Here is an 18,331-nt window from a genome sequence, read left to right on the forward strand (position 1 = left end):
TAAACACCGGGACGACGGCGTCGGCAGGGGCGAATCGGAGTTACGACCGGGGGGCGACGGCGAGCGCGGCGGCGGCGTCCGCTTCGGTCTCGTTCGTCTCGTTCGTGCGCTGGACGACGTATCGCTGGCCGACCATCGGGTCCAAGAGGCTGTCGACCGGGGCGCGGTCGTCGGTGAGAAGCGGCACGTCGTCGGTGGGTTCGTCGTTCCGGTAGGACGTGAGTTCGGCCGCGAGGTCGATGCCGATGTCGCGGCGCTGGTTGCGCGCCTGTAGCTCCGCGGCCGTCACGAGCGTCCCGTCTTTCGTCGCCACCACCTCGATGTTCTGGACGACGACGCTCCCCGCGGTGGGGAAGCTGTACACCCGCGGGTAGACCGACCGCATCGTCCTGTACTCCGCGCGGTAGAACTGCGAGGCCGGTCCGCTCGGCGCGGAGATGATGTTGGCGAACAGGACGCCGTCCTCGTCGAGGCGGTCCGAGGTGAGCTGCATGAACTCCCGTGTCGTCATCTGAAACGGAACCTTGTCCTTCCGGTAGGCGTCGAGGACGATGAGGTCGTACGTTTGGTTCGTCTCTCTGAGGTACTGCCGACCGTCCATCGTGTGGACGTTGAGGCGGGGGGACTCCTCGACGCCGAAGTACTCCTCGGCGACGGAGACGACCTCGGGGTCGAGTTCGACCACGTCGACGGTCACGTTCGGGTACTTCTCCAAGAACACGCGCGGGCCGGTGAACCCGCCGCCGCCGACGAACAGCACGCGGTCCACGTCGTCGGACAAGAGGAAGGGGACGTGGAAGTACGAGGTGTAGTCGAAGACGTGCCGGGTCGGGTCGTCGAGGTCCATCGCGCTGTGGGGCTGGCCGTCGAGGTAGAGCGTCCGCGTCCCGTCAGCGTCGGCGACGCGAAGCTCCTGATAGGCGGTCTGGGTGTGGTAGACGGTCGTGCCGCGGGAGTCGAGCCCGATGCCGCCGGTCAGCGACGCGAGGACGAGGACGGCGGCGATGCCGACGCTCCAGACCGCCTCCTCTCGGCCGATGTCGGGACGCGCGAGCGCGAGCGCCGTCACGACCGAGACGAGTCCGAAGACGAGCCCGATGTTGGTGACGCTCAGAGAGGGGATGAGGAAGTAGGTGGTGGCGAACGCGCCGATGATGCTGCCGACGGTGCCGACGGCGTAGACGTGGCCCGAGGCCGCGCCCACGTCGGACCGCCCGGAGAGTTCGGCCGCGTAGGGGCTGATGAAGCCGAGGAAGTAGGTCGGCGGCCCGAACAGGAGCGTGATGGCGGGGAGCGACGCGAACCGGCTCGGGACGGGGAGTCCGGCGGTCGACTGGATGAACAGGTCGCCGAGGAGGATGACGCCCGCGATGTACGCCGCCGTGCCGATGAAGACGCGGGCGAGCGCGCCGTTCGACGCCCGTTCGGCCTGCTGTCCGCCCCGGTGGTAGCCGAGGCTCAGCGCCGCCAGAAAGACCCCGATGATGCTCCCCCACGTGTAGATACTGCTACCGAATTCGGGGGCGACCATCCGCCCGGCGAGAATCTCCAGACCCATGCTCGTGACCCCGGAGACGAACACGGCGAGTTCGGGCCGCGTCATCCGGAGCCACGAGGAAGAGGGCGTCGATGCCATGTCAGTGAACCAAGACGCGAAGCCGTATTAATGCACCCACGGCGGCGAACTGGACGCGCGCGAAGCGACGGCGACGAGCGGGCCGAGGGGTCGCGTCCAAACGTTCTTCCCCGATGACGGGACCACGCCGGTCCGTGTCCTCCCTCGTCGCCGCGTCCGACCTCGCACGCGCCGCCTACTGTCCGCGACAGCTCTACTACGCCCGCCGCGACGGCGACAGAGCGCCGCCGCCCGCGGTCCGCGAGGTTCGCGCGCTCGCCTTCGAGTACCCCGACCTGCTCGACGCCCCACGCGACGCGCTCGCGGCGCGGCCGATTTCGGTGTCGCCCGCGGCGTACCGCGAGCGCCTCGCACGGCTCCGCGAGCGCGACGACTGGGACGCGCTCACCGACCCCGTCGCCCGCGACGAACTCCTCGCGGGCAAGGACTGCCGCGGCGTCGCGCACAAACTCGTTCGCTCGCCCGGCGACGGGGACGACGACGGCGATGACGACCACCCGCCGGTCCCCTCGCTCGTCTCACCGGGCGAACCCCCCGAGCGCGGCGTCTGGGAACCCCAGCGCGTCAGGGCCGTCGCGCTGGCGAAGGCGCTCGCGTGGGAGCGCGAGGCGTCGATACCGCGGGCGCTGGTCGAGTACCCGGCGGTCGGCGTCGTCCGAACGGTCAGACTCACGACGGGGAACAAGGCGGCGTACCGGCGGGCGCTCCGCGTCGCCCGCGACCTCGATTTCGTCCCGTCGCGACTGCGGAACTCCGCGAAGTGCGAGTCGTGCGCCTACCGGGAGCGATGCGGCGTGAAAACGTGGTCGCTGTCGTCGCTGCTCGGGCGGTGAGGTGGGTCGCGTCGCCGACGGCGGGGCGGCGAGACGACGGCCGCCGCCCGCTACGCGTCGTCGGCGTGTTCGCCTAACCACGCCTCGATGTCGTCGGCCATCGCGCCGCGGCGGTGGACGACGCCGCGGCCGGGGTCGACGACGGTGCTCTCGGTGCCGGGGGTGGTCCCGCCGTCGAGGACGACGGCGACCGCCTCCCGAATCTCGTCGGAGAGCTGCGAGGGGTGGGTGATGCTCCCGGTTCCGGAGCGGTTGGCGCTGGTCGCGGTGACGGGCGTCCCGGCCGCGCGGAAGAGAGCGAGCGCGAGTTCGTGGTCGGGGACGCGGACGCCGACGCGGTCCTTGCCGGCGACGAGCGCGTCCGGCAGGCTGTCGCGCCGCTCCACGACGACCGTCACCGGCCCGGGGAGGAACCGGCGCATAAAGGCCTCCTCGCGGGCGTCGGCGACGACGTGCTCCAGCGCGGCGTCCACGTCGGGGAAGCCGGCGGAAAGCGGTTTGTCTCGGTCGCGGCCCTTGATGTCGAAGACGCGTTCGACCGCGTCGGCGTTCGTCGCGTCCGCGCCCATGCCGTAGACCGTCTCGGTCGGGTAGACGACCGCCTCGCCGCGGCGGACGGCGTCGGCGGCACGCTGCACGTCGTCGTCGCTCATGGACGAACGGACGCACAACGGGCGAAAAAGCGTGACGAAACGGCGATTCCGCGCGGGGTGGCGAAGGTCGGCGCGGCGGGAGCGAGCGACCTACAGGTCGTCGAGGGCGTCCGCGATTTCCTCGTAGTCCGGGAAGTCCGGCCACTCGTCGGCGACCCAGCGGTACTGGACCGTTCGGTCCTCGTCGAGGAGGAACACGGCGGGGCGGTGTTCGGTGACGCCGGCCATCCCGTCGAGGTCGTGTTCGAGGTCGTAGTCGGCCGCGACGCCGGCCGCGGGGTCGGAGAACAGGCGCGCGTCCACGCCGCGTTCTTCGAGGAACGACTTGTGCTCGTACGGCGACGAGATTGAGATGCCGACCGTCTGCACGTCCTCGGGGACGCCGCGGTCGCGGAGCTCGTTCCAGGCGTACGTCGCGGGGAACGCGCCCGCCATCGTGTGGAACACGAGGAAGACGGGGCCGTCGTCGGTGAGGTCCGAGAGCGAGGCGTCCTCCCAGAACTCCGCGTTGACGAGCGGTCGAGTGAAATCCGGGGCGGTGTCGCCCACGGACGGCGCGTCGTGGTCGGGCAGGGAGACGACGTCGAAGTCCGGCATCAGGCTCCCTCCCCGTAGGTGTGTTCGAGATAGTCGACGATGTTCGCCGACTCGGACATCGTGACGCCGGTGTTGTCGTCGACGATGGCCGGGACCGAGCGCTTGCCCGAGACGCGCTTGACGACGTTCCGGTCGGAGTGCATCGGCTCGACGAACCGCGACTGGTAGGCGAGTCCCTGCTCGTCGAGCGTGCGGACGACCCGCTCGCAGTACGGGCACGCCTGCAGTCGGTACAGCGTAATCGCCGGTTGCTCGTCGGACATGTGGGGCTGTTGGGAAGAGCGTCGCCTAAGCCCTTCGCTCGCGGGGATCCGCGCCGCAATATCGGTTCGGCGGGCGACTCGGCGAAGGCGACCGAGACGTCGAGCGAGGGGGTTCGAGGGCAACTCTTAATTCCGGTCCCGCGCAAGACAACGTAGTTACATGGGTTTGCCGCCGCTACAGTTACCACCAGCCACGACACTCGCGGCCGCACAGGTCTCGAACATTCCGCTGGACGACACGACGATAACGGTCCTCGGCGTAATCGGAATCATCGTCCTGATCGGTCTCTCGGCGTTCTTCTCCTCGTCAGAGATCGCGATGTTCTCGCTTGCAAAACACCGCGTCGACTCGATGGTCGAAGACGGTGTGCCGGGTGCCGAACGGGTGAAGGCGCTCAAGGACGACCCGCACCGGCTTCTCGTGACCATTCTGGTCGGAAACAACATCGCGAACATCGCGATGTCCTCGATATCGACCGGGCTACTCGTCTTCGTCGGCTTCCAACAGGGCGAGGCGGTCGCGATCGCGACGTTCGGGATAACGGCGGTCGTCCTGCTGTTCGGCGAGAGCGCGCCGAAGTCCTACGCGGTCGAAAACACCGAGTCGTGGTCCCTCCGCATCGCGCGGCCCCTGAAATACGCCGAACTGCTGTTGCTCCCGCTCGTCGTCTTCTTCGACTACCTGACCCGCGTCATCAACAAGGTCACCGGCGGACAAACCGCCATCGAGACGACCTACGTCACCCGGGACGAGATTCAGAACCTCATCGAGACGGGCGAGCGCGAGGGCGTCATCGAGGAGGAAGAACGCGAGATGCTCGACCGCATCTTCCGGTTCAACTCGACCATCGCGAAGGAGGTCATGACCCCGCGCCTCGACATGACCGCCGTCCCGAAGGACGCGACCATCGACGAGGCCATCGAGACGTGCGTGCAGGCCGACCACGAGCGGGTTCCCGTGTACGACGGTAACCTCGACAACATCATCGGCATCGTCAACATCCGGAACCTCGTCCGCGAGAAGTACTACGGCGAACGCGGCGTCGGCATCGCCGACATCGTCTCGCCGACGCTCCACGTCCCCGAGTCGAAGAACGTCGACGAGCTGATGGCCGAGATGCAGGACACGCGGATGCAGATGGTCGTCGTCATCGACGAGTTCGGGACCACGGAGGGGCTCATCACCCTCGAAGACATGGTCGAGGAAATCGTCGGCGACATCCTCGAAGGCGATGAGGAAGAGCCGTTCGAGGAGGTCAGCGAGAACACCTACCTCGTCCGCGGCGAGGTCAACATCGACGAGGTCAACGAGATGCTCGACATCGAACTCCCCGAGGGCGAGGAGTTCGAGACGCTCGCCGGCTTCATCTTCAACCGCGCCGGTCGCCTCGTCGAGGAGGGCGAAGAGATCAGCTACAACGACATCATCATCCGCATCGAACAGGTCGACAACACGCGCATCATGAAAGCGCGCATCCAGACCAACGCGGGCGTCGAAGCCGCCGACGGCGACGAGAACGGCGGCGAGAACGGCGACGAGGAAGCGGAAGTCGAGCCCGACACCTAATCGGGACGGTACCCGGTTCGTCTCGGCGGCCGACCGCACGCGGAACTCGTTTTCGACCCGTCGTCCGCGGGACTCACCCGAGAAGCGTAAACGAGAGGAACACGAGCACCAGCGACGCCAGCGCGAGAAACGCCAGTCCGGTCGCGTCGGCGGTGCCGTCGCCGAGCCGTCGTGCCCGTCCACGAAAGCGAATCGCCAGCGCGAACCCGCCGAGCCCGACGGTACCGAAGGCGAACCCGCGGAGCGAGATACCGGTCACGACCGCCATCGCGACGTGGTAGACGCCGAAGACGGCCCAGAGCGCCGAAACGAGAGTGGCGAGCGCGACGCGGAGCGCACGGACGTTCACACGCCGAGTACGCTCGACACGAGCGTAAAGACGCCGTAGCCCAGTCCGAGCGCGAGGGCGAGCGAGCCGACCCACGCGAGGACCGTGTACAGCATTTTCCGCCCGGAGACGCCCGACCCGCCGGCGGCGTAGCCGGAGCCGATGATGGCGCTGACGATAATCTCGTTGAACGAGACGGGGACGCCGAGCGCGACGGCGGTCTGGGCGATGGCGAACGAGGGAATCATCGCCGCGATGGAGCGCCGCGGCCCGAGCGAAGAGTAGTCCTGCGCGAGCGCCTTAATCATGCGCGGCGCGCCGGTCCACGACCCCGCGAGGAGGCCCAGTCCGCCGCCGACGAGGAGCGCCGGAAGCGGGACCGCGACCGCGTCGAGAAGGGGGACGAGCGGTCCGATGGCGAGGCCGACCTGACTGCCGCCGGCCGAGAACGCCACGAGGCCGCCGAGGACGAGCAGGAACCGCCGCTGGCCGCGGGTCTTGTCGGTCGTCACCCACCGGCCGACCACGGCGGCCGCGCCGAGGGCGACGAGGAGTACGGCGGCGACGAACCAGACGGTCTCGCCGAGGCCGGCCACCCCGGTCAGTTCGACCGCGGCAGCCCGGGCGACCGAGGCCGACCCCGACGCGCCGCCGAGGCCGGCGAACTCCATGTTGGCGACGAGCAGCCCGACGATGCCGGCGAGCGCGGGGACGGTCCACCGCTCGGAGACGCCGTCGGCGCGGAGGAGGCGAGCGGTCGCGTACGACGCGCCGCCGCCGACGAAGGGCGTGAGCACCCACAGCGAGACGATCTGTTGGTACTTCGCCCACGCGGGGTCGCCGCCCATGGCGAGGCCGACGCCGACCACCGCGCCGGTGACGGTGAAGGCGGTGGCGATGGGGTAGCCGGCGAAGACGCCGAGCGCGACGAGCACCGCCGCGGTGAGCAGCGCGACGACCGCGGCCGCGGCGGTCAGCGTGACGCCGCCGATGAGTTCGGTCCCGACCGCGTTGGTGACGTTCGCGCCCTGCAGGAACGCCCCGGCGAAGCCGAGCAGGCCGACGATGAAACCCGCGCGCATCACCGAGATGGCGTTGGCTCCGACGGCGGGCGCGAACGGCGTCGACCCAGACGACCCCGCGCCGATTGCCCACGCCATGAACAGGCTGGCGAGCGCGGCGACGACGAACGTGGCGAGCGTCGCGGCGGCTACCACGGGGCGACCCCCCGGCGGTCGTCGGCGTCGGCCGTTGTCCCGTCCATCAGCGGCGGCGCGCCTCGTCGTACCCCTCGCTCAGTCCCAGAAGCGTCCGGCGGACGAGAAGATACCCGAAGAAGACGAAGAGCAACAGCGCGACGAGCAGCCCGACGAACACGGGATTCCCCGCGAGAAAGTCGACGAGGCCGTCTACGACCAGAGGGTCGGTCATGTGGATGGGTTCGGCGGGCACGAGGTATAGCAATTTCGGCGACGCGTCGTGAAAGAATACGAACACTCATGGGAAGCGGCGAGTAACGCCGATTCGATGGCCGACCTCATCCCCTCCAGCCCGGGCGATTCGGACGACGACCGGGGTGACCGAGACCCGCGAGTCATCGGCCTCGACAGCGACGAGGCCGACGACCTGCTCGGAGCCATCTCCTCGTCGACCGCCCGGTCCGTCCTCGCGTCGCTCCACGAGTCGCCGGCGACGCCCTCCGACCTCGCAACCGAGGTCGACACGTCCCTCCAGAACGTCCAGTACCACCTCGGCAACCTCTCGGAAGCGGGCCTCATCGAAGTGGCGGACACGAGGTACTCCGAGAAGGGCCGCGAGATGAAGGTCTACACGCCCGCCGACCGGGCGCTCGTCGTCGTCGCCGGACGCGAGGACGAGACGAAGGGGCTGAAGGGCGCGCTCACGCGCCTCATCGGCGGCGTCGGCGTCCTCGGCATCGGTGCGGCCGTCGTGAACCGACTCGCCCGAGCCGGGTCGATACTTCCGTTCGGCCTCGGTTCCTCGGCCGGCGGCGCGGACGGCGCCGGCGGGTCCGAAGCCGGCCAGAGCGGCGGGTCGGGGGCCGACCTCAACGCGACCCATCAGGCCGATTCGGCCACCACGACCGCGGCGGCCGAGCGGACGCCGACCGCGACGCGGACGGCCACGGAGACCGCGACGGGGACGGCGACGACGGCTGACGGCGGCGGGTTCAGCATCGCGGAGGCGACGACGACCGCGGACTCGACGTCGCAGACCGCGGAGGCGACCCGGACGGCGGTCGAGTCGACGCCGACGGTGACGGAGGCCGCGCGGACCGCGACGGAGACCGCGGCCGCGACGCCGACGCAGACGCCGATTCCGGACGCGACGACCGCACAGACGGCCACGGAGGCCGCGGTACAGCTCACGAGCGCGAGCGGGTCGAACGGGCTCGCGGGGGCCATCGGGTCGCTCTCGCCGGGGACGCTGTTCTTCCTCGGCGGGGTGACCGTGCTTCTCGCGTGGGTCGCGGTGGGCGTACTGCGTGACTAAAACGGCTGTTTGAGCTTACGGTGCGTATTTGATACCGTCACCCGTAGGAGTGAGTACGAGGTCGCGCACAGCCCCGATGACGACGGGCCCCATCCGTGCCCTGCCCCTCACCCCGTCGTCAGCGCGGCCTCGGACTGCCCCCAACAGACCCTCCCCGGTCTGTTCCCGCTGATTCTTCCGGCCCTCCACCGGGCTCCGCCCCGCTATTCGTCGGGGACGATACGGAACGTCTCGAAGGTGTCGCCGTCGACCGTGACGAGTCGCCCGCGGAGCCCGCCGTCCGGCAGTTCCTCCAGTTCCGCGTGGGCCTTGCGGTTGCCCCGCGGTTGGGCGTGACTCCCCGGGTTGAGGAGCGGAATCGGCCCGGTCCCGTCGAAGCCCGGCCGGTGGCTGTGGCCGAAGATGACCGCGTCGGCACCGCGCTCGCGGCCGAACATCGACAGCGCGGTGTTCCCGCCGCGGCGGGTGTGGGTCACCGCGAACTCGACGCCGCCGTAGGTGACGTTCCGCGCCGCGGGAATCCGGTCGCGAATCTCTGAGCCGTCGTTGTTGCCGTACACCGCGAGGAAGCTGTCGGCCTCGTCGACGAACGCGTCGAGGACGGACTCGCGCATGAAGTCGCCCGCGTGGACGACGAGGTCGGCCTCGCGGACCGCGTCGAGGGTTCGGTTAGTCAGTCGATGACCGTCCGTGCTGTGAGTATCGGAGACGACGACGAGCATGCGCCGGGCTAGGACCCGGAGGGATTGAAACCTACCGACTGCGGCGTCGGGTCGGTCGGGACCGGTCGGGGCCGGTGGGGACCGCCGCGGTCGGCGAGCAGTGTCCCGGTTCCGCGTCGGTAGCTCTATCCGGGCGGGGGGAGTGGCCCACGACATGGCAGGCAGTACGTCCGTCGTCGTCGCCGCGCTCTTCGCGAACGGGGCGATTGCGATTCTCAAGTTCCTCGGCTTCCTCGCGACCGGGAGTCCCTCCATGCTCTCCGAAACGTATCACTCCATCTCCGACACCGGCAACCAGGTGTTTCTCCTCATCGGCATCCGCGACAGCAAGCGCGGCGAGACGCAGTCCCATCCCTTCGGTCACGGGAAATCGCAGTTCTTCTACTCGTTTCTCGTCTCCGTGATGCTGTTCGGCATCGCCGGCTGGGAGTCGGCCAAACACGGCTACGACGCCCTGATGCACCCCGCCCACGGCGGGGGCGGTGAGGCGCTCGTCCTCGCCGGCTTCGAAATCGAGCCCGTGTGGGTCAACGTCGCCATCCTCCTCGGGGCGATTGCCTTCGAGAGCTACGCCTTCCTGAAGGCGCACGCCGAACTCCGCCGGCAGATAGAGGAGTACGAGTGGACCGGCCTCGTCGAGGCCTTCCGGCAGACGAGCGACGTGACGACGCTCACGGCGTTCACCGAGGACACCGTCGCGCTCACCGGCGCGGTGCTCGCGCTCGTCGGCATCGGCCTCACCGAGTTCACGGGCAACGAAATGTTCGACGCCGCCGCGGCGCTCCTCATCGGGATACTGCTCATGGGCTTCGCCATCGCGCTCGCGTGGGAGAACAAGCGCCTCCTCATCGGCGAGAGCGTCCCCGTGGACGAGGAACAGGCCCTCCGCGACATCGTCAAAGACGACCCGCGGGTCGTCCACGTCGATCACTTCCGCGCGAGCTACGTCGGCCCGGAGAAACTGCTCGTCGCCCTCGACGTGAGCTTCGACCCCGAACTCGACACCGAGGAGCTGGACGACCACATCACCGAAATCGAGTCCGAACTCAGGGCGGCCGACGACCGGGTGCACTTCGTCTACATCGAACCCGAGTTGTAATCCGAACGACCGAGTGGGCCGCCGCCAGCCGACCGCGACTCACGGCGGCCTCCCGCGGTTCCGTGACCTACCGCGATTCGACCGCGTCGGCGACGAGGTCGACCGCCTTCTCCACGTCCGCCCGCGAGACGTTCAGGTTCGTCGTGAACCGAGTGTGGTACTCGCCGAACGTGCCGCCGAGAACGTCTACGTCCTCGCACAGTTCGACGAACTCGTCGGCCGTCAGCCCCGCGCCCTCGGAGTCGACGACGACGATGTTCGTCTCGGGCGTCGGCACCGACAGCCCGGAGACGGCGTCGAGGCCCTCGGCGAGGACCGTCGCGTTCTCGTGGTCGTCGGCGAGGCGGTCGACGTTGTCGAGCGCGACGAGCCCCGGCGCGGCGATGAGACCGGCCTGTCGCATGCCGCCGCCGAACTGCTTTCTGACGCGGACGGCCTCCTCGATGAACGCCTCGGAACCGGCGAGCATCGAGCCGACGGGCGCGCCGAGCCCCTTCGAGAGACAGAACATCACCGTGTCGACGCGCTCGACCATCGCCTTCGGGTCCTCGTCGAGGGCGACGCAGGCGTTGAACAGGCGCGCGCCGTCGAGGTGGACCGGAATTCCGAGGTCGTGCGCCGCCTCGGCCGCGGCGTCGATATCGGCTTTCGGGACCGCGACGCCGCCGCGGGCGTTGTGGGTGTTTTCGAGGCAGAGGACGCCCGTGCCGGCGACGTGAAGCGACTCCTCGCGGGCGTGGTCGCGGACCTGTTCGGGCGTCGGCGCGGCGCGCTCGCCGGCGTCGTAGGCGCGGACCTGCAGGCCCGACAGCTGGGCGAAGCCGCCGACCTCCCACTTGTAGACGTGCGCCTTCGCGTCCACGAGCGCCTCCTGACCGGGGTCGGCGTGGACGCGGGCGGCGATCTGGTTGCCCATCGTCCCCGACGGCACGAACAGCGCGGCCTCCTTGCCGACCAGCTCGGCGGCGCGCGCTTCGAGTTCGTTCACGGTCGGGTCGTCGCCGTACACGTCGTCGCCGACGGCGGCGTCGCGGGCGGCCTCGCGCATCTCGTCGGACGGGAGCGTGACGGTGTCGCTTCGGAGGTCTATCATGCGCGGAGAGACCCCGCCGACGGAGAAATAAACGGTGGTCCGTCGGGCGACCGCCGCCGGTCGCAATATTTGCGCTTCGAAAGGTGTTTGCCCCGGGGACACACACGACGCGGTATGGACCCGCGCATCCGCGAGCACGCACAGACCATCGTCGACCACTCCACGAGCGTCGAGGCCGGCGACAACGTCGTCGTCTCCGCGCCCGCGGTGGCCGAGGACCTCGTCACGGCCGTCCACGAACTGCTCGGCGACCGGGGCGCGAACGTCGTCGCGATGGACGCGAACCCGCGGTTCACCCGCGCGTTCCTCCGCGCCGGCGACGACGACTACGAGACGCCCGCGCACGTGCTTGCGCTCTACGAGGAGACCGACGTCATCATCCGCGTCCGCGGCGAGACGAACGCGACCGAGCAGAGCGACGTGCCGCCGGAGACGAACGCCGCGTACAAGCGCGCCTACAAGCCCGTGCAGGGCGAGATGCTCTCGAAGCGCTGGTGTCTCACCCAGTTCCCCGCGAAGGGGAGCGCCCAGCTCGCGGGCATGAGCACCGAGGCCTACGAGAACTTCGTCTACGACGCCGTCACCCTCGACTGGGACGCGCAGGGCGAACTCCAACAGCAGTTGGTCGACATCCTCAACGACGGCGACGAGGTCCGCATCAAATCGGGCGACGAGACCGACGTGACGATGAGCATCGCCGGCAACACCGCCGTCAACGACACGGCCGAGCACAACCTCCCCGGCGGCGAGGTGTTCACCGCGCCCGTGAAAGAGTCCGTGAACGGCGAGGTCTACTTCGACCTGCCGCTGTACCGGCAGGGCCGCGAGGTCTCCGGCGTCCGCGTCCGCTTCGAGGACGGCGAGGTCGTCGACTACTCCGCCGAGGGGAACGAGGAGGTCTTAGACGGCGTGTTCGACACCGACGAGGGCGCGCGCTACCTCGGCGAGCTCGGCATCGGCATGAACCGCAGCATCGACCAGTTCACCTACAACATGCTGTTCGACGAGAAGATGGGCGACACCGTCCACATGGCCGTCGGCTCGGCGTACCCCGAGACGGTCGGCGCGGAAAACGAACTCAACGAGAGCGCCGAGCACGTCGACATGATCGTCGACATGTCCGAAGACTCGGTCATCGAAGTCGACGGCGAGGTCGTCCAGCGAAACGGCACGTTCGTCTTCGAAGACGAGTTCTGACCGAGTCGGCGGCTTCGCCCGTTAAGCGGACAACCCGCAACATTTCAGCTCCAGTTTATCGGGCGGTGAATCGACTCGCGTCATCGAGGTTTCCAGTCGAAACGGGAGCCTTCCAGCGGCCGTCGAAAACGGCGCGGAAGCGCGGGCGGAACTCCGGCCGCATCGAGCGAAACTCGGAGTCTCCAGTCGAAGCGGTGCCCTTCCATCTATAGACGGGTGAGTGACAACTATACACACATGCCAGTAGATTTATTTCGACCAGTCGACGAACACGAACCGATGCCAGCGGTTCAGTGTCGAGAGTGTGGGCGCGACGTGGCGGTCCACGAGATAGAGACGGCGACCACGACGACGCCCGACGGTTTCGAGACGCGGTATCGGTGTCCCTACTGCGACTCCGAGATGCGCGACGTAAAAACGCGAATCGTCTGACGGCGTTACTGGTCGAGTTCGAGGTCGAACTGCTCGTTTTCGGAGACTGCGTTGAGCACGACCGACGTGTTGGACTCGCGGATGTCCGCGTCGGTGAGCAGTTTCTTGATCTGGGTGTTCATGCCGTCGGTGTCGCGGAACTTGCCGATGGCGATGATGTCGTAGTCGCCGGTGACCTCGTACACCGAGATCATCTGCTTTTCCGCGCGGAGGCGCTCGGTGATTTCGGGGAGCGCGGAGCCCTCGACTTTCAGTTGGATGACGGCGGTCACGTCGTAGCCGAGCGCGTCGTAGTTGACGCGGGGCGTGTAGCCCTCGATGACGCCCTCGTCTTCGAGGTCTCGCAGGTGGTTCGAGACGGTCGTCACCGACACGTCGAGTTCTTCGGCGAGGCTTCGCAGGCTCGCTCGACCGTCGCCGAGGAGCGCGTTGATGAGCTTCGCGTCGAGGTTTTCGTACGTCATTACATCTACACACCCTCCCGGGGCATTAGAATTTTACGAATATCCAATTCTGTGGCACACCGCGGGGAATTGCATTAAGCGGAAAGGTCTTTATAGTGCGGGTGTTCGAATCGCGTGTTCAGGAAAATGACGGAAGACAACGCACTCACCGACGGCGGCCTGAGCGACGAGGCACAGTCGGTCATCGACGAGATCGAAGAGAAGAATGTCGACTTCCTCCGACTGCAGTTCACCGACATTCTCGGAACGGTCAAGAACGTCTCCATTCCGGCCTCGCAGGCCGAGAAGGCGTTCACCGAGGGGATCTACTTCGACGGTTCCTCCATCGACGGCTTCGTGCGCATCCAGGAGTCCGACATGCGCCTCGAACCCGACCCGTCGACGTTCGCCGTCCTCCCGTGGCGGAAGAAGGAAAACAGCGCCGCCGGGCGTCTCATCTGTGACGTGTTCAACACGTCCACCGGCGAGCCCTTCAGCGGCGACCCGCGCGGCGTCCTCAAGCGCGCGATCGCCCGCGCCGAGGAACTCGGCTATGACGTGAACGTCGCACCCGAACCGGAGTTCTTCCTGTTCGAAGAAGACGAGAACGGCCGCGCGACGACCGTCACGAACGACGCCGGCGGCTACTTCGACCTCGCGCCGAAGGACCTCGCGTCCGACGTGCGCCGCGACATCATCTACGGCCTCGAAAGCATGGGCTTCGACATCGAGGCCTCGCACCACGAGGTCGCCGAGGGCCAACACGAGATTAACTTCACGTACGACGACGCGCTGTCGACGGCCGACAACGTCGCAACCTTCCGGTCCGTCGTCCGCGCCATCGCGTCCGAACACGACCTCCACGCGACGTTCATGCCCAAGCCCATCCCGCGCATCAACGGCTCCGGCATGCACACCCACATCTCGCTGTTCCAGGACGGCGAGAACGCGTTCCACGACGGCGACGACGAGTTCGACCTGAGCGACACGGCAAAGAGCTTCGTCGCGGGTATCCTCAACCACGCGCCCGCAATCACGGCGGTCGCCGACCCGACGGTCAACTCCTACAAGCGCCTCGTCCCCGGCTACGAAGCGCCGGTCTACATCGCGTGGTCCGACCGCAACCGCTCGGCGCTCATCCGCAAGCCGGCCGCCCGCACGCCGGCCGCCTCGCGCATCGAGGCCCGCTTCCCCGACCCGTCCTGTAACCCGTACCTCGCGTTCGCCGCGCTCATCCACGCCGGTCTCGACGGCGTCGAGAAGGGCCTCGACTGCCCCGACCCGGTCCGCGAGAACATCTACGAGTTCGACGAGGAGAAGCGCGAAGAGTACGGCATCGAGACGCTCCCGAAGGACCTCGGCGGCGCGGTCGACGCGCTCGAAGAGGACGAAGTCATCCAGGACGCCCTGGGCGACCACGTCTTCGAGAAGTTCGTCGAAGCCAAGCGCTCCGAGTTCAAGGACTACCTCGTCGACGTCTCCCAGTGGGAGCTCGACCGGTACCTCGAAACGTTCTAACCGTCGCGCGCGCCTAACACGGACTATTTTTTGCCGCCGCCGAACCCGGTAGCTCGCGGACTATTCGGCGAGTGCGCCGGTCCGGAGCAGCCATCATAGACAATAGTTAACACCGGACACATACTACGCTACCCAGTAGACAGATGGCGTCCACACGGAGAACCGACGGCCGGTCGCCCGATGCGGAAACCGCAGACGCGAAGCGCGAGTTCGAGACGGCCCAACGGGTCGCGTTCGAGGCGGAAGGAGTCTCGTTCGAGTCGCGGTACGTCGACCTCGACTCGCCGGCGTGCCGAGTCCACGTCGTCGACGCCGGCGAGCCGAGCGACGAGCCGCCGCTGGTTTTCGTCCACGGCGTGATGAACTTCGGCGCGATGTTCGCCCCGCTGATGGGTCGGCTCGGCGGCGCGCGGATGCTCGCGCTCGACCGCCCCGGTTGGGGCCTGAGCGACGACTTCCGATACGACGCCGACACCCAGCGCCGGGTGGCAGTCGATGTCCTCGACGGGGTGCTCGACGCGCTCGACGTCGACCGCGCGGACGTCGTCGGACATTCGACGGGCGGCTACTGGGGACTCGCGTTCGCGCTCGCGCGCCCCGGCCGAGTCCGCCGACTCGTCGCCGTCGGCGGCGTTCCGGCGTTTCCCGGAACCAGCCCGCCGATTCCGCTTCGGCTGTTCACGCTCCCGATGGTCGCCCGACTGCTCGTCCCGCGGGGACACCCGACCGAGGCGACGGTCGTCGAGCAACTGGCCGCCGTCGGAGAAGACCGGACGATTCGGCGATACCCCGAACTCGTCGCCGCGAGGGTCGCCCACGACCGCAACCCGCGGGCGTCGGCCGTCGGGGTCAGCGAACTTAAGTCGTTCATGACCCTCGGCGGCTGGCGCGCGGGCGCACGGTTGACGCCGTCCGAACTGCGGGCCGTCGAACGGCCGACGACGTTCGTCTGGGGCGACGAAGACTTCCTCGGCACGCCCGAGGCCGTCCGGGAAGCGATCGAATCGATGCCGGACTCGCGGCTCGAAACGCTCGCCTGCGGCCACATTCCGTGGCTCGGCCACCCCGACGCGTGCGCCGACGCCGTCGCCGCCGCTCGGGCGTAGCGCCGCCGAAGTCGGTCGGAGAAGGGACTCAGTCCGCGCGCCGCGCGTTCTCGCCGCCGCCGAATCGGAGTTGCAGACGCGGCGCGAGGAGGATGAACGCGACCACCGCCGCGGTGGCGAGCACCGTCACCGCGACCGGCGCGTCGACCGCGTCCACGCCGACCCAGAGGCCGCCCGCGACGAGGAACGCGACGAGCGCCACCGGCGGCGACAGCGTCGGCAGCGACTCGTGGTCGGCGAGTCGCGTCCAGCCGACGAGGCCGCCGAGCGACCCGCCGAGCGCCGCCGCGGCGTTTTCGGTGTGCCCGGAGAGGCCCGTGGCGAACACCACCGCGAGCGCGAGGACGCTGAGCCCGGCCGCGACGGCGAACAGGCGCGCCGGGTCGAGGTGGCCGGCCGCGTCGGGGTCGTCCGCGGCGGCGACCGAAAAGACCGCCTTCAGGAAGCCGAGGCCGAGGAGGACGCCGACCGCGACGTCGACGCCGTAGTGGACGCCGAGGAAGAGACGCGACAGCGAGACGATGCCGACGACGACCGCCGCGGCGACCAGTCGGCGGCGGCGGTCCCACACGTCGAGAAGCGAGACCGCGGCCCCGTAGACGACGGTCGTCCCGAGGGCGTGGCCGCTCGGAAAGCCGAAGCCGTCGTCCGTCGTGAACGAGACGAACAGGTCCGAAAGCGGCGACGGCCACGCGGGCGCGTCGGCGACGGCCGCGGTCGCCGGTCGCGGCAGGGCGAAGCCGACTTTCAGCGCGGTGACGAGCGCCAGCGACCCGAGCGCGAGGCCGACGAAGGAGGCCGCGGTCCGCCGCGGACGGGCCGTGATTCGGGGGCGACAGAGCCAGTACAGCGACGTGAACGCGACGAAGTAGAACCACTGGTCGCCGAGTTGGGTGACGAGGCCGAACAGGAAGACCAGCGCGTCCGGTGCCTGCGCGAGGGCGTTTTCGCCGAACCCGCGGGTCTGAATCGGGAGTGCGAACCGGAACATCTCAGCCGCGGCGTTCGCGGACCGCGTCGATGGCGCGCCCGGGGACGCCGAGGGCGCTCAGGCCGATGCCGAAGATGACGAACAGGACGTAGAGCCCGAGCGTCGACAGGAAGATGATGAGCATGGCGACGACCGCGATGAGGTCCGACTGGAGGTAGTAGAACGCGCCGAGCGTGAGGACGACGCCGTAGCCGAGCACGAGGTAGGGGCCCCAACCGCGGGCCTTCCCGCGGCGCATCCGGCGGCGGACGTAGCGCTTCAACTCGGCTTCGAGCTTGGGCTTTTCGACCGTCCGGTCGGTCACGTCGTCCTCGAACGCGTCGAGGTCGGCCCGGAGTTCCTCGACCTGCGATTCCAGCTCCTCGATGTCGGGAGCGCCGCGCGGGGAGACGGACGCGCCGGTCTCCGCGTCGCCGGCGTCGTCCGTCCGCGGCCCATCGGTGTCACCTCGGTCGTCGCTCATATCCGTACGAGCGTCATGTCGGCCTCCCGTATGTTGTACCTGCCGGTCCACTCCGGGCGGTCCCCCCGGCGAGTCACGCGGTTCCGCGGGCGGGGCGTCGCCGCCGACCCCCGCGAGGACCGCGTTGACGACCGCGCCCGAAAGCAGGATGAGCCCCGAGAAGTAGAACCACGTCACGAGCAACAGGAGCGTCCCGAGCGCGCCCGCGACCGACGCGCCGGCCACGGACGCGTAGATACCGAAGCCGATGCCGAGGACGGTCCAGCCGACGGCCGCGAAGACGGTCCCCGGCGCGACCTGTCGCGGCGAGAGGTCGGCGTCGGGGAAGACGTAGTACAGCGGGAAGAACGCCGCACAGAGCGTGAGAAGCAACAAGAGCGGCGAGAGCAGTCGGAGGAACGGAACGTCGAGCAGGCCGAGCAGCGCGGTCAGCACCGCGACGCCGATGGTGCCGACGCCGATGCTGGCGAGGGCGATAGCGCCGTCGCGGAGTTGGTCGACCAATCCCCCCGCCTCGGACCCGTAGATGCGCGAGAAGGCGATGTCGAGGCCGCGAAAGAGCTTCAGCGCGCCCCACACCGTCAGCGCGAGGCTCACCGCCCCGACGCTCCCCTGTCCGGTTCGGTCCGTCAGCGCCTCCTCGACGAGGTCCTGTCCGGTCGGGACGAGGTACTGCTCGACGAGCGTCTGGAGCTGCGCCTGCAGCTCCGCGCCGCCGACCGCGGTGGCGACGACGACGCCGAGCACGAGAAGCGGAATCAGCGAGACGAGCGCGTAGTACGAGATGCTGGCCGCGAGAAACGATATCTCCTTCTCCCGAATCGTGTCGACGACCGCCCGCGCGACGGGGACGGCGGTTCGAATCGTGGCGCTCAC

20 protein-coding genes are annotated in these 18,331 nt (G+C 68.7%); 8 read left to right on the top strand and 12 right to left on the bottom strand.

Translation table 11 applies throughout. The features are described 5' to 3' along the window. Positions 1 to 40: 40 nt before the first annotated feature. Positions 41 to 1,636 carry a spermidine synthase gene (locus tag FY251_RS04735; protein ID WP_148413685.1) on the bottom strand — a complete coding sequence of 532 codons (1,596 nt, stop codon included), beginning with the start codon at positions 1,634 to 1,636 and terminating at the stop codon, positions 41 to 43. A gap of 134 nt (positions 1,637 to 1,770) precedes the next feature. Between FY251_RS04735 and FY251_RS04740 the strand changes: the two genes are divergently transcribed. Next, positions 1,771 to 2,469: a hypothetical protein gene (locus FY251_RS04740; protein WP_148413686.1), complete on the top strand. Its 699-nt coding sequence runs from the start codon at positions 1,771 to 1,773 to the stop codon at positions 2,467 to 2,469. 50 nt (positions 2,470 to 2,519) lie between these two features. Here the strand turns inward: FY251_RS04740 and FY251_RS04745 are convergent, their stop codons facing one another. The 3 genes from FY251_RS04745 to FY251_RS04755 all read right to left on the bottom strand — a co-directional run bounded on the left by FY251_RS04745 (position 2,520) and on the right by FY251_RS04755 (position 3,982). Next, positions 2,520 to 3,122, bottom strand: a complete 603-nt coding sequence (locus tag FY251_RS04745; RefSeq protein ID WP_148413687.1) for an L-threonylcarbamoyladenylate synthase — start codon at positions 3,120 to 3,122, stop codon at positions 2,520 to 2,522. Between the two features lie 90 nt (positions 3,123 to 3,212). Next, entirely contained in the window at positions 3,213 to 3,719 is a 507-nt protein-coding gene (locus tag FY251_RS04750) for a redoxin domain-containing protein (protein ID WP_148413688.1), read from the bottom strand. Beyond that, complete coding sequence (locus tag FY251_RS04755; RefSeq protein ID WP_148413689.1) at positions 3,719 to 3,982, bottom strand: glutathione S-transferase N-terminal domain-containing protein; 264 nt, start codon at positions 3,980 to 3,982, stop codon at positions 3,719 to 3,721. The genes FY251_RS04750 and FY251_RS04755 overlap by 1 nt, the downstream gene beginning before the upstream one ends. Positions 3,983 to 4,142: 160 nt before the next feature. On the opposite strand from FY251_RS04755, the gene FY251_RS04760 reads away from it, so the two are divergent. Beyond that, a complete protein-coding gene (locus tag FY251_RS04760) occupies positions 4,143 to 5,549 on the top strand; it encodes a hemolysin family protein (protein WP_148413690.1) in 1,407 nt (468 codons plus the stop codon). Between the two features lie 73 nt (positions 5,550 to 5,622). Here the strand turns inward: FY251_RS04760 and FY251_RS04765 are convergent, their stop codons facing one another. From FY251_RS04765 to FY251_RS22455, 3 genes are read right to left on the bottom strand one after another with little or no spacing between them, the layout of a single operon-like run. Then, positions 5,623 to 5,898 carry a hypothetical protein gene (locus tag FY251_RS04765; RefSeq protein ID WP_148413691.1) on the bottom strand — a complete coding sequence of 92 codons (276 nt, stop codon included), beginning with the start codon at positions 5,896 to 5,898 and terminating at the stop codon, positions 5,623 to 5,625. Continuing rightward, positions 5,895 to 7,094, bottom strand: a complete 1,200-nt coding sequence (locus tag FY251_RS04770; RefSeq protein ID WP_148413692.1) for an inorganic phosphate transporter — start codon at positions 7,092 to 7,094, stop codon at positions 5,895 to 5,897. The genes FY251_RS04765 and FY251_RS04770 overlap by 4 nt, the downstream gene beginning before the upstream one ends. Before the next feature lie 46 nt (positions 7,095 to 7,140). Continuing rightward, entirely contained in the window at positions 7,141 to 7,308 is a 168-nt protein-coding gene (locus FY251_RS22455; protein WP_167321013.1) for a hypothetical protein, read from the bottom strand. 96 nt (positions 7,309 to 7,404) lie between these two features. Between FY251_RS22455 and FY251_RS04775 the strand changes: the two genes are divergently transcribed. After that, on the top strand, positions 7,405 to 8,391 hold the full coding sequence (locus FY251_RS04775) for a winged helix-turn-helix domain-containing protein (protein ID WP_148413693.1): 987 nt from the start codon (positions 7,405 to 7,407) through the stop codon (positions 8,389 to 8,391). A gap of 203 nt (positions 8,392 to 8,594) precedes the next feature. On the opposite strand, the gene FY251_RS04780 is transcribed toward FY251_RS04775, so the two are convergent. After that, positions 8,595 to 9,113 (bottom strand): metallophosphoesterase, encoded by a 519-nt coding sequence (locus FY251_RS04780; protein ID WP_148413694.1) that lies wholly within the window; start codon positions 9,111 to 9,113, stop codon positions 8,595 to 8,597. A 154-nt stretch (positions 9,114 to 9,267) separates the two neighbouring features. On the opposite strand from FY251_RS04780, the gene FY251_RS04785 reads away from it, so the two are divergent. Further along, positions 9,268 to 10,212, top strand: coding sequence for a cation diffusion facilitator family transporter (locus tag FY251_RS04785; protein ID WP_148413695.1), 945 nt, complete (start codon positions 9,268 to 9,270; stop codon positions 10,210 to 10,212). Between the two features lie 67 nt (positions 10,213 to 10,279). Here FY251_RS04785 and FY251_RS04790 read toward each other — a convergent pair whose 3' ends face one another. Further along, on the bottom strand, positions 10,280 to 11,305 hold the full coding sequence (locus FY251_RS04790) for a low specificity L-threonine aldolase (protein WP_148413696.1): 1,026 nt from the start codon (positions 11,303 to 11,305) through the stop codon (positions 10,280 to 10,282). A 114-nt stretch (positions 11,306 to 11,419) separates the two neighbouring features. Between FY251_RS04790 and FY251_RS04795 the strand changes: the two genes are divergently transcribed. Together FY251_RS04795 and FY251_RS22460 are read left to right on the top strand one after the other, a co-directional pair. Then, a complete protein-coding gene (locus FY251_RS04795) occupies positions 11,420 to 12,502 on the top strand; it encodes an aminopeptidase (RefSeq protein WP_148413697.1) in 1,083 nt (360 codons plus the stop codon). A gap of 279 nt (positions 12,503 to 12,781) precedes the next feature. Continuing rightward, positions 12,782 to 12,934, top strand: coding sequence for a hypothetical protein (locus FY251_RS22460; protein WP_167321014.1), 153 nt, complete (start codon positions 12,782 to 12,784; stop codon positions 12,932 to 12,934). A gap of 5 nt (positions 12,935 to 12,939) precedes the next feature. Here FY251_RS22460 and lrp read toward each other — a convergent pair whose 3' ends face one another. Continuing rightward, the gene (lrp, locus tag FY251_RS04800) at positions 12,940 to 13,398 is read right to left on the bottom strand and encodes an HTH-type transcriptional regulator Lrp (protein ID WP_089779760.1); all 459 of its coding nucleotides are present in this window, start codon (positions 13,396 to 13,398) and stop codon (positions 12,940 to 12,942) included. Between the two features lie 126 nt (positions 13,399 to 13,524). Here lrp and glnA point away from each other — a divergent pair, with 126 nt between their 5' ends. Together glnA and FY251_RS04810 are read left to right on the top strand one after the other, a co-directional pair. Next, positions 13,525 to 14,895 carry a type I glutamate--ammonia ligase gene (gene glnA / locus FY251_RS04805; RefSeq protein ID WP_148413698.1) on the top strand — a complete coding sequence of 457 codons (1,371 nt, stop codon included), beginning with the start codon at positions 13,525 to 13,527 and terminating at the stop codon, positions 14,893 to 14,895. Between the two features lie 143 nt (positions 14,896 to 15,038). After that, the gene (locus FY251_RS04810; RefSeq protein ID WP_148413699.1) at positions 15,039 to 16,001 is read left to right on the top strand and encodes an alpha/beta fold hydrolase; all 963 of its coding nucleotides are present in this window, start codon (positions 15,039 to 15,041) and stop codon (positions 15,999 to 16,001) included. 28 nt (positions 16,002 to 16,029) lie between these two features. On the opposite strand, the gene FY251_RS04815 is transcribed toward FY251_RS04810, so the two are convergent. Together FY251_RS04815 and FY251_RS04820 are read right to left on the bottom strand one after the other, a co-directional pair. Then, positions 16,030 to 16,992, bottom strand: coding sequence for a phosphatase PAP2 family protein (locus tag FY251_RS04815; protein WP_148413700.1), 963 nt, complete (start codon positions 16,990 to 16,992; stop codon positions 16,030 to 16,032). 1 nt (position 16,993) lies between these two features. Next, positions 16,994 to 18,331, bottom strand: coding sequence for a YihY/virulence factor BrkB family protein (locus FY251_RS04820; RefSeq protein WP_148413701.1), 1,338 nt, complete (start codon positions 18,329 to 18,331; stop codon positions 16,994 to 16,996).

It is taken from the genome of Haloferax sp. KTX1, from assembly GCF_902410085.1.
In the GTDB taxonomy this organism is placed as follows: Archaea; Halobacteriota; Halobacteria; order Halobacteriales; family Haloferacaceae; genus Haloferax; species Haloferax massiliensis.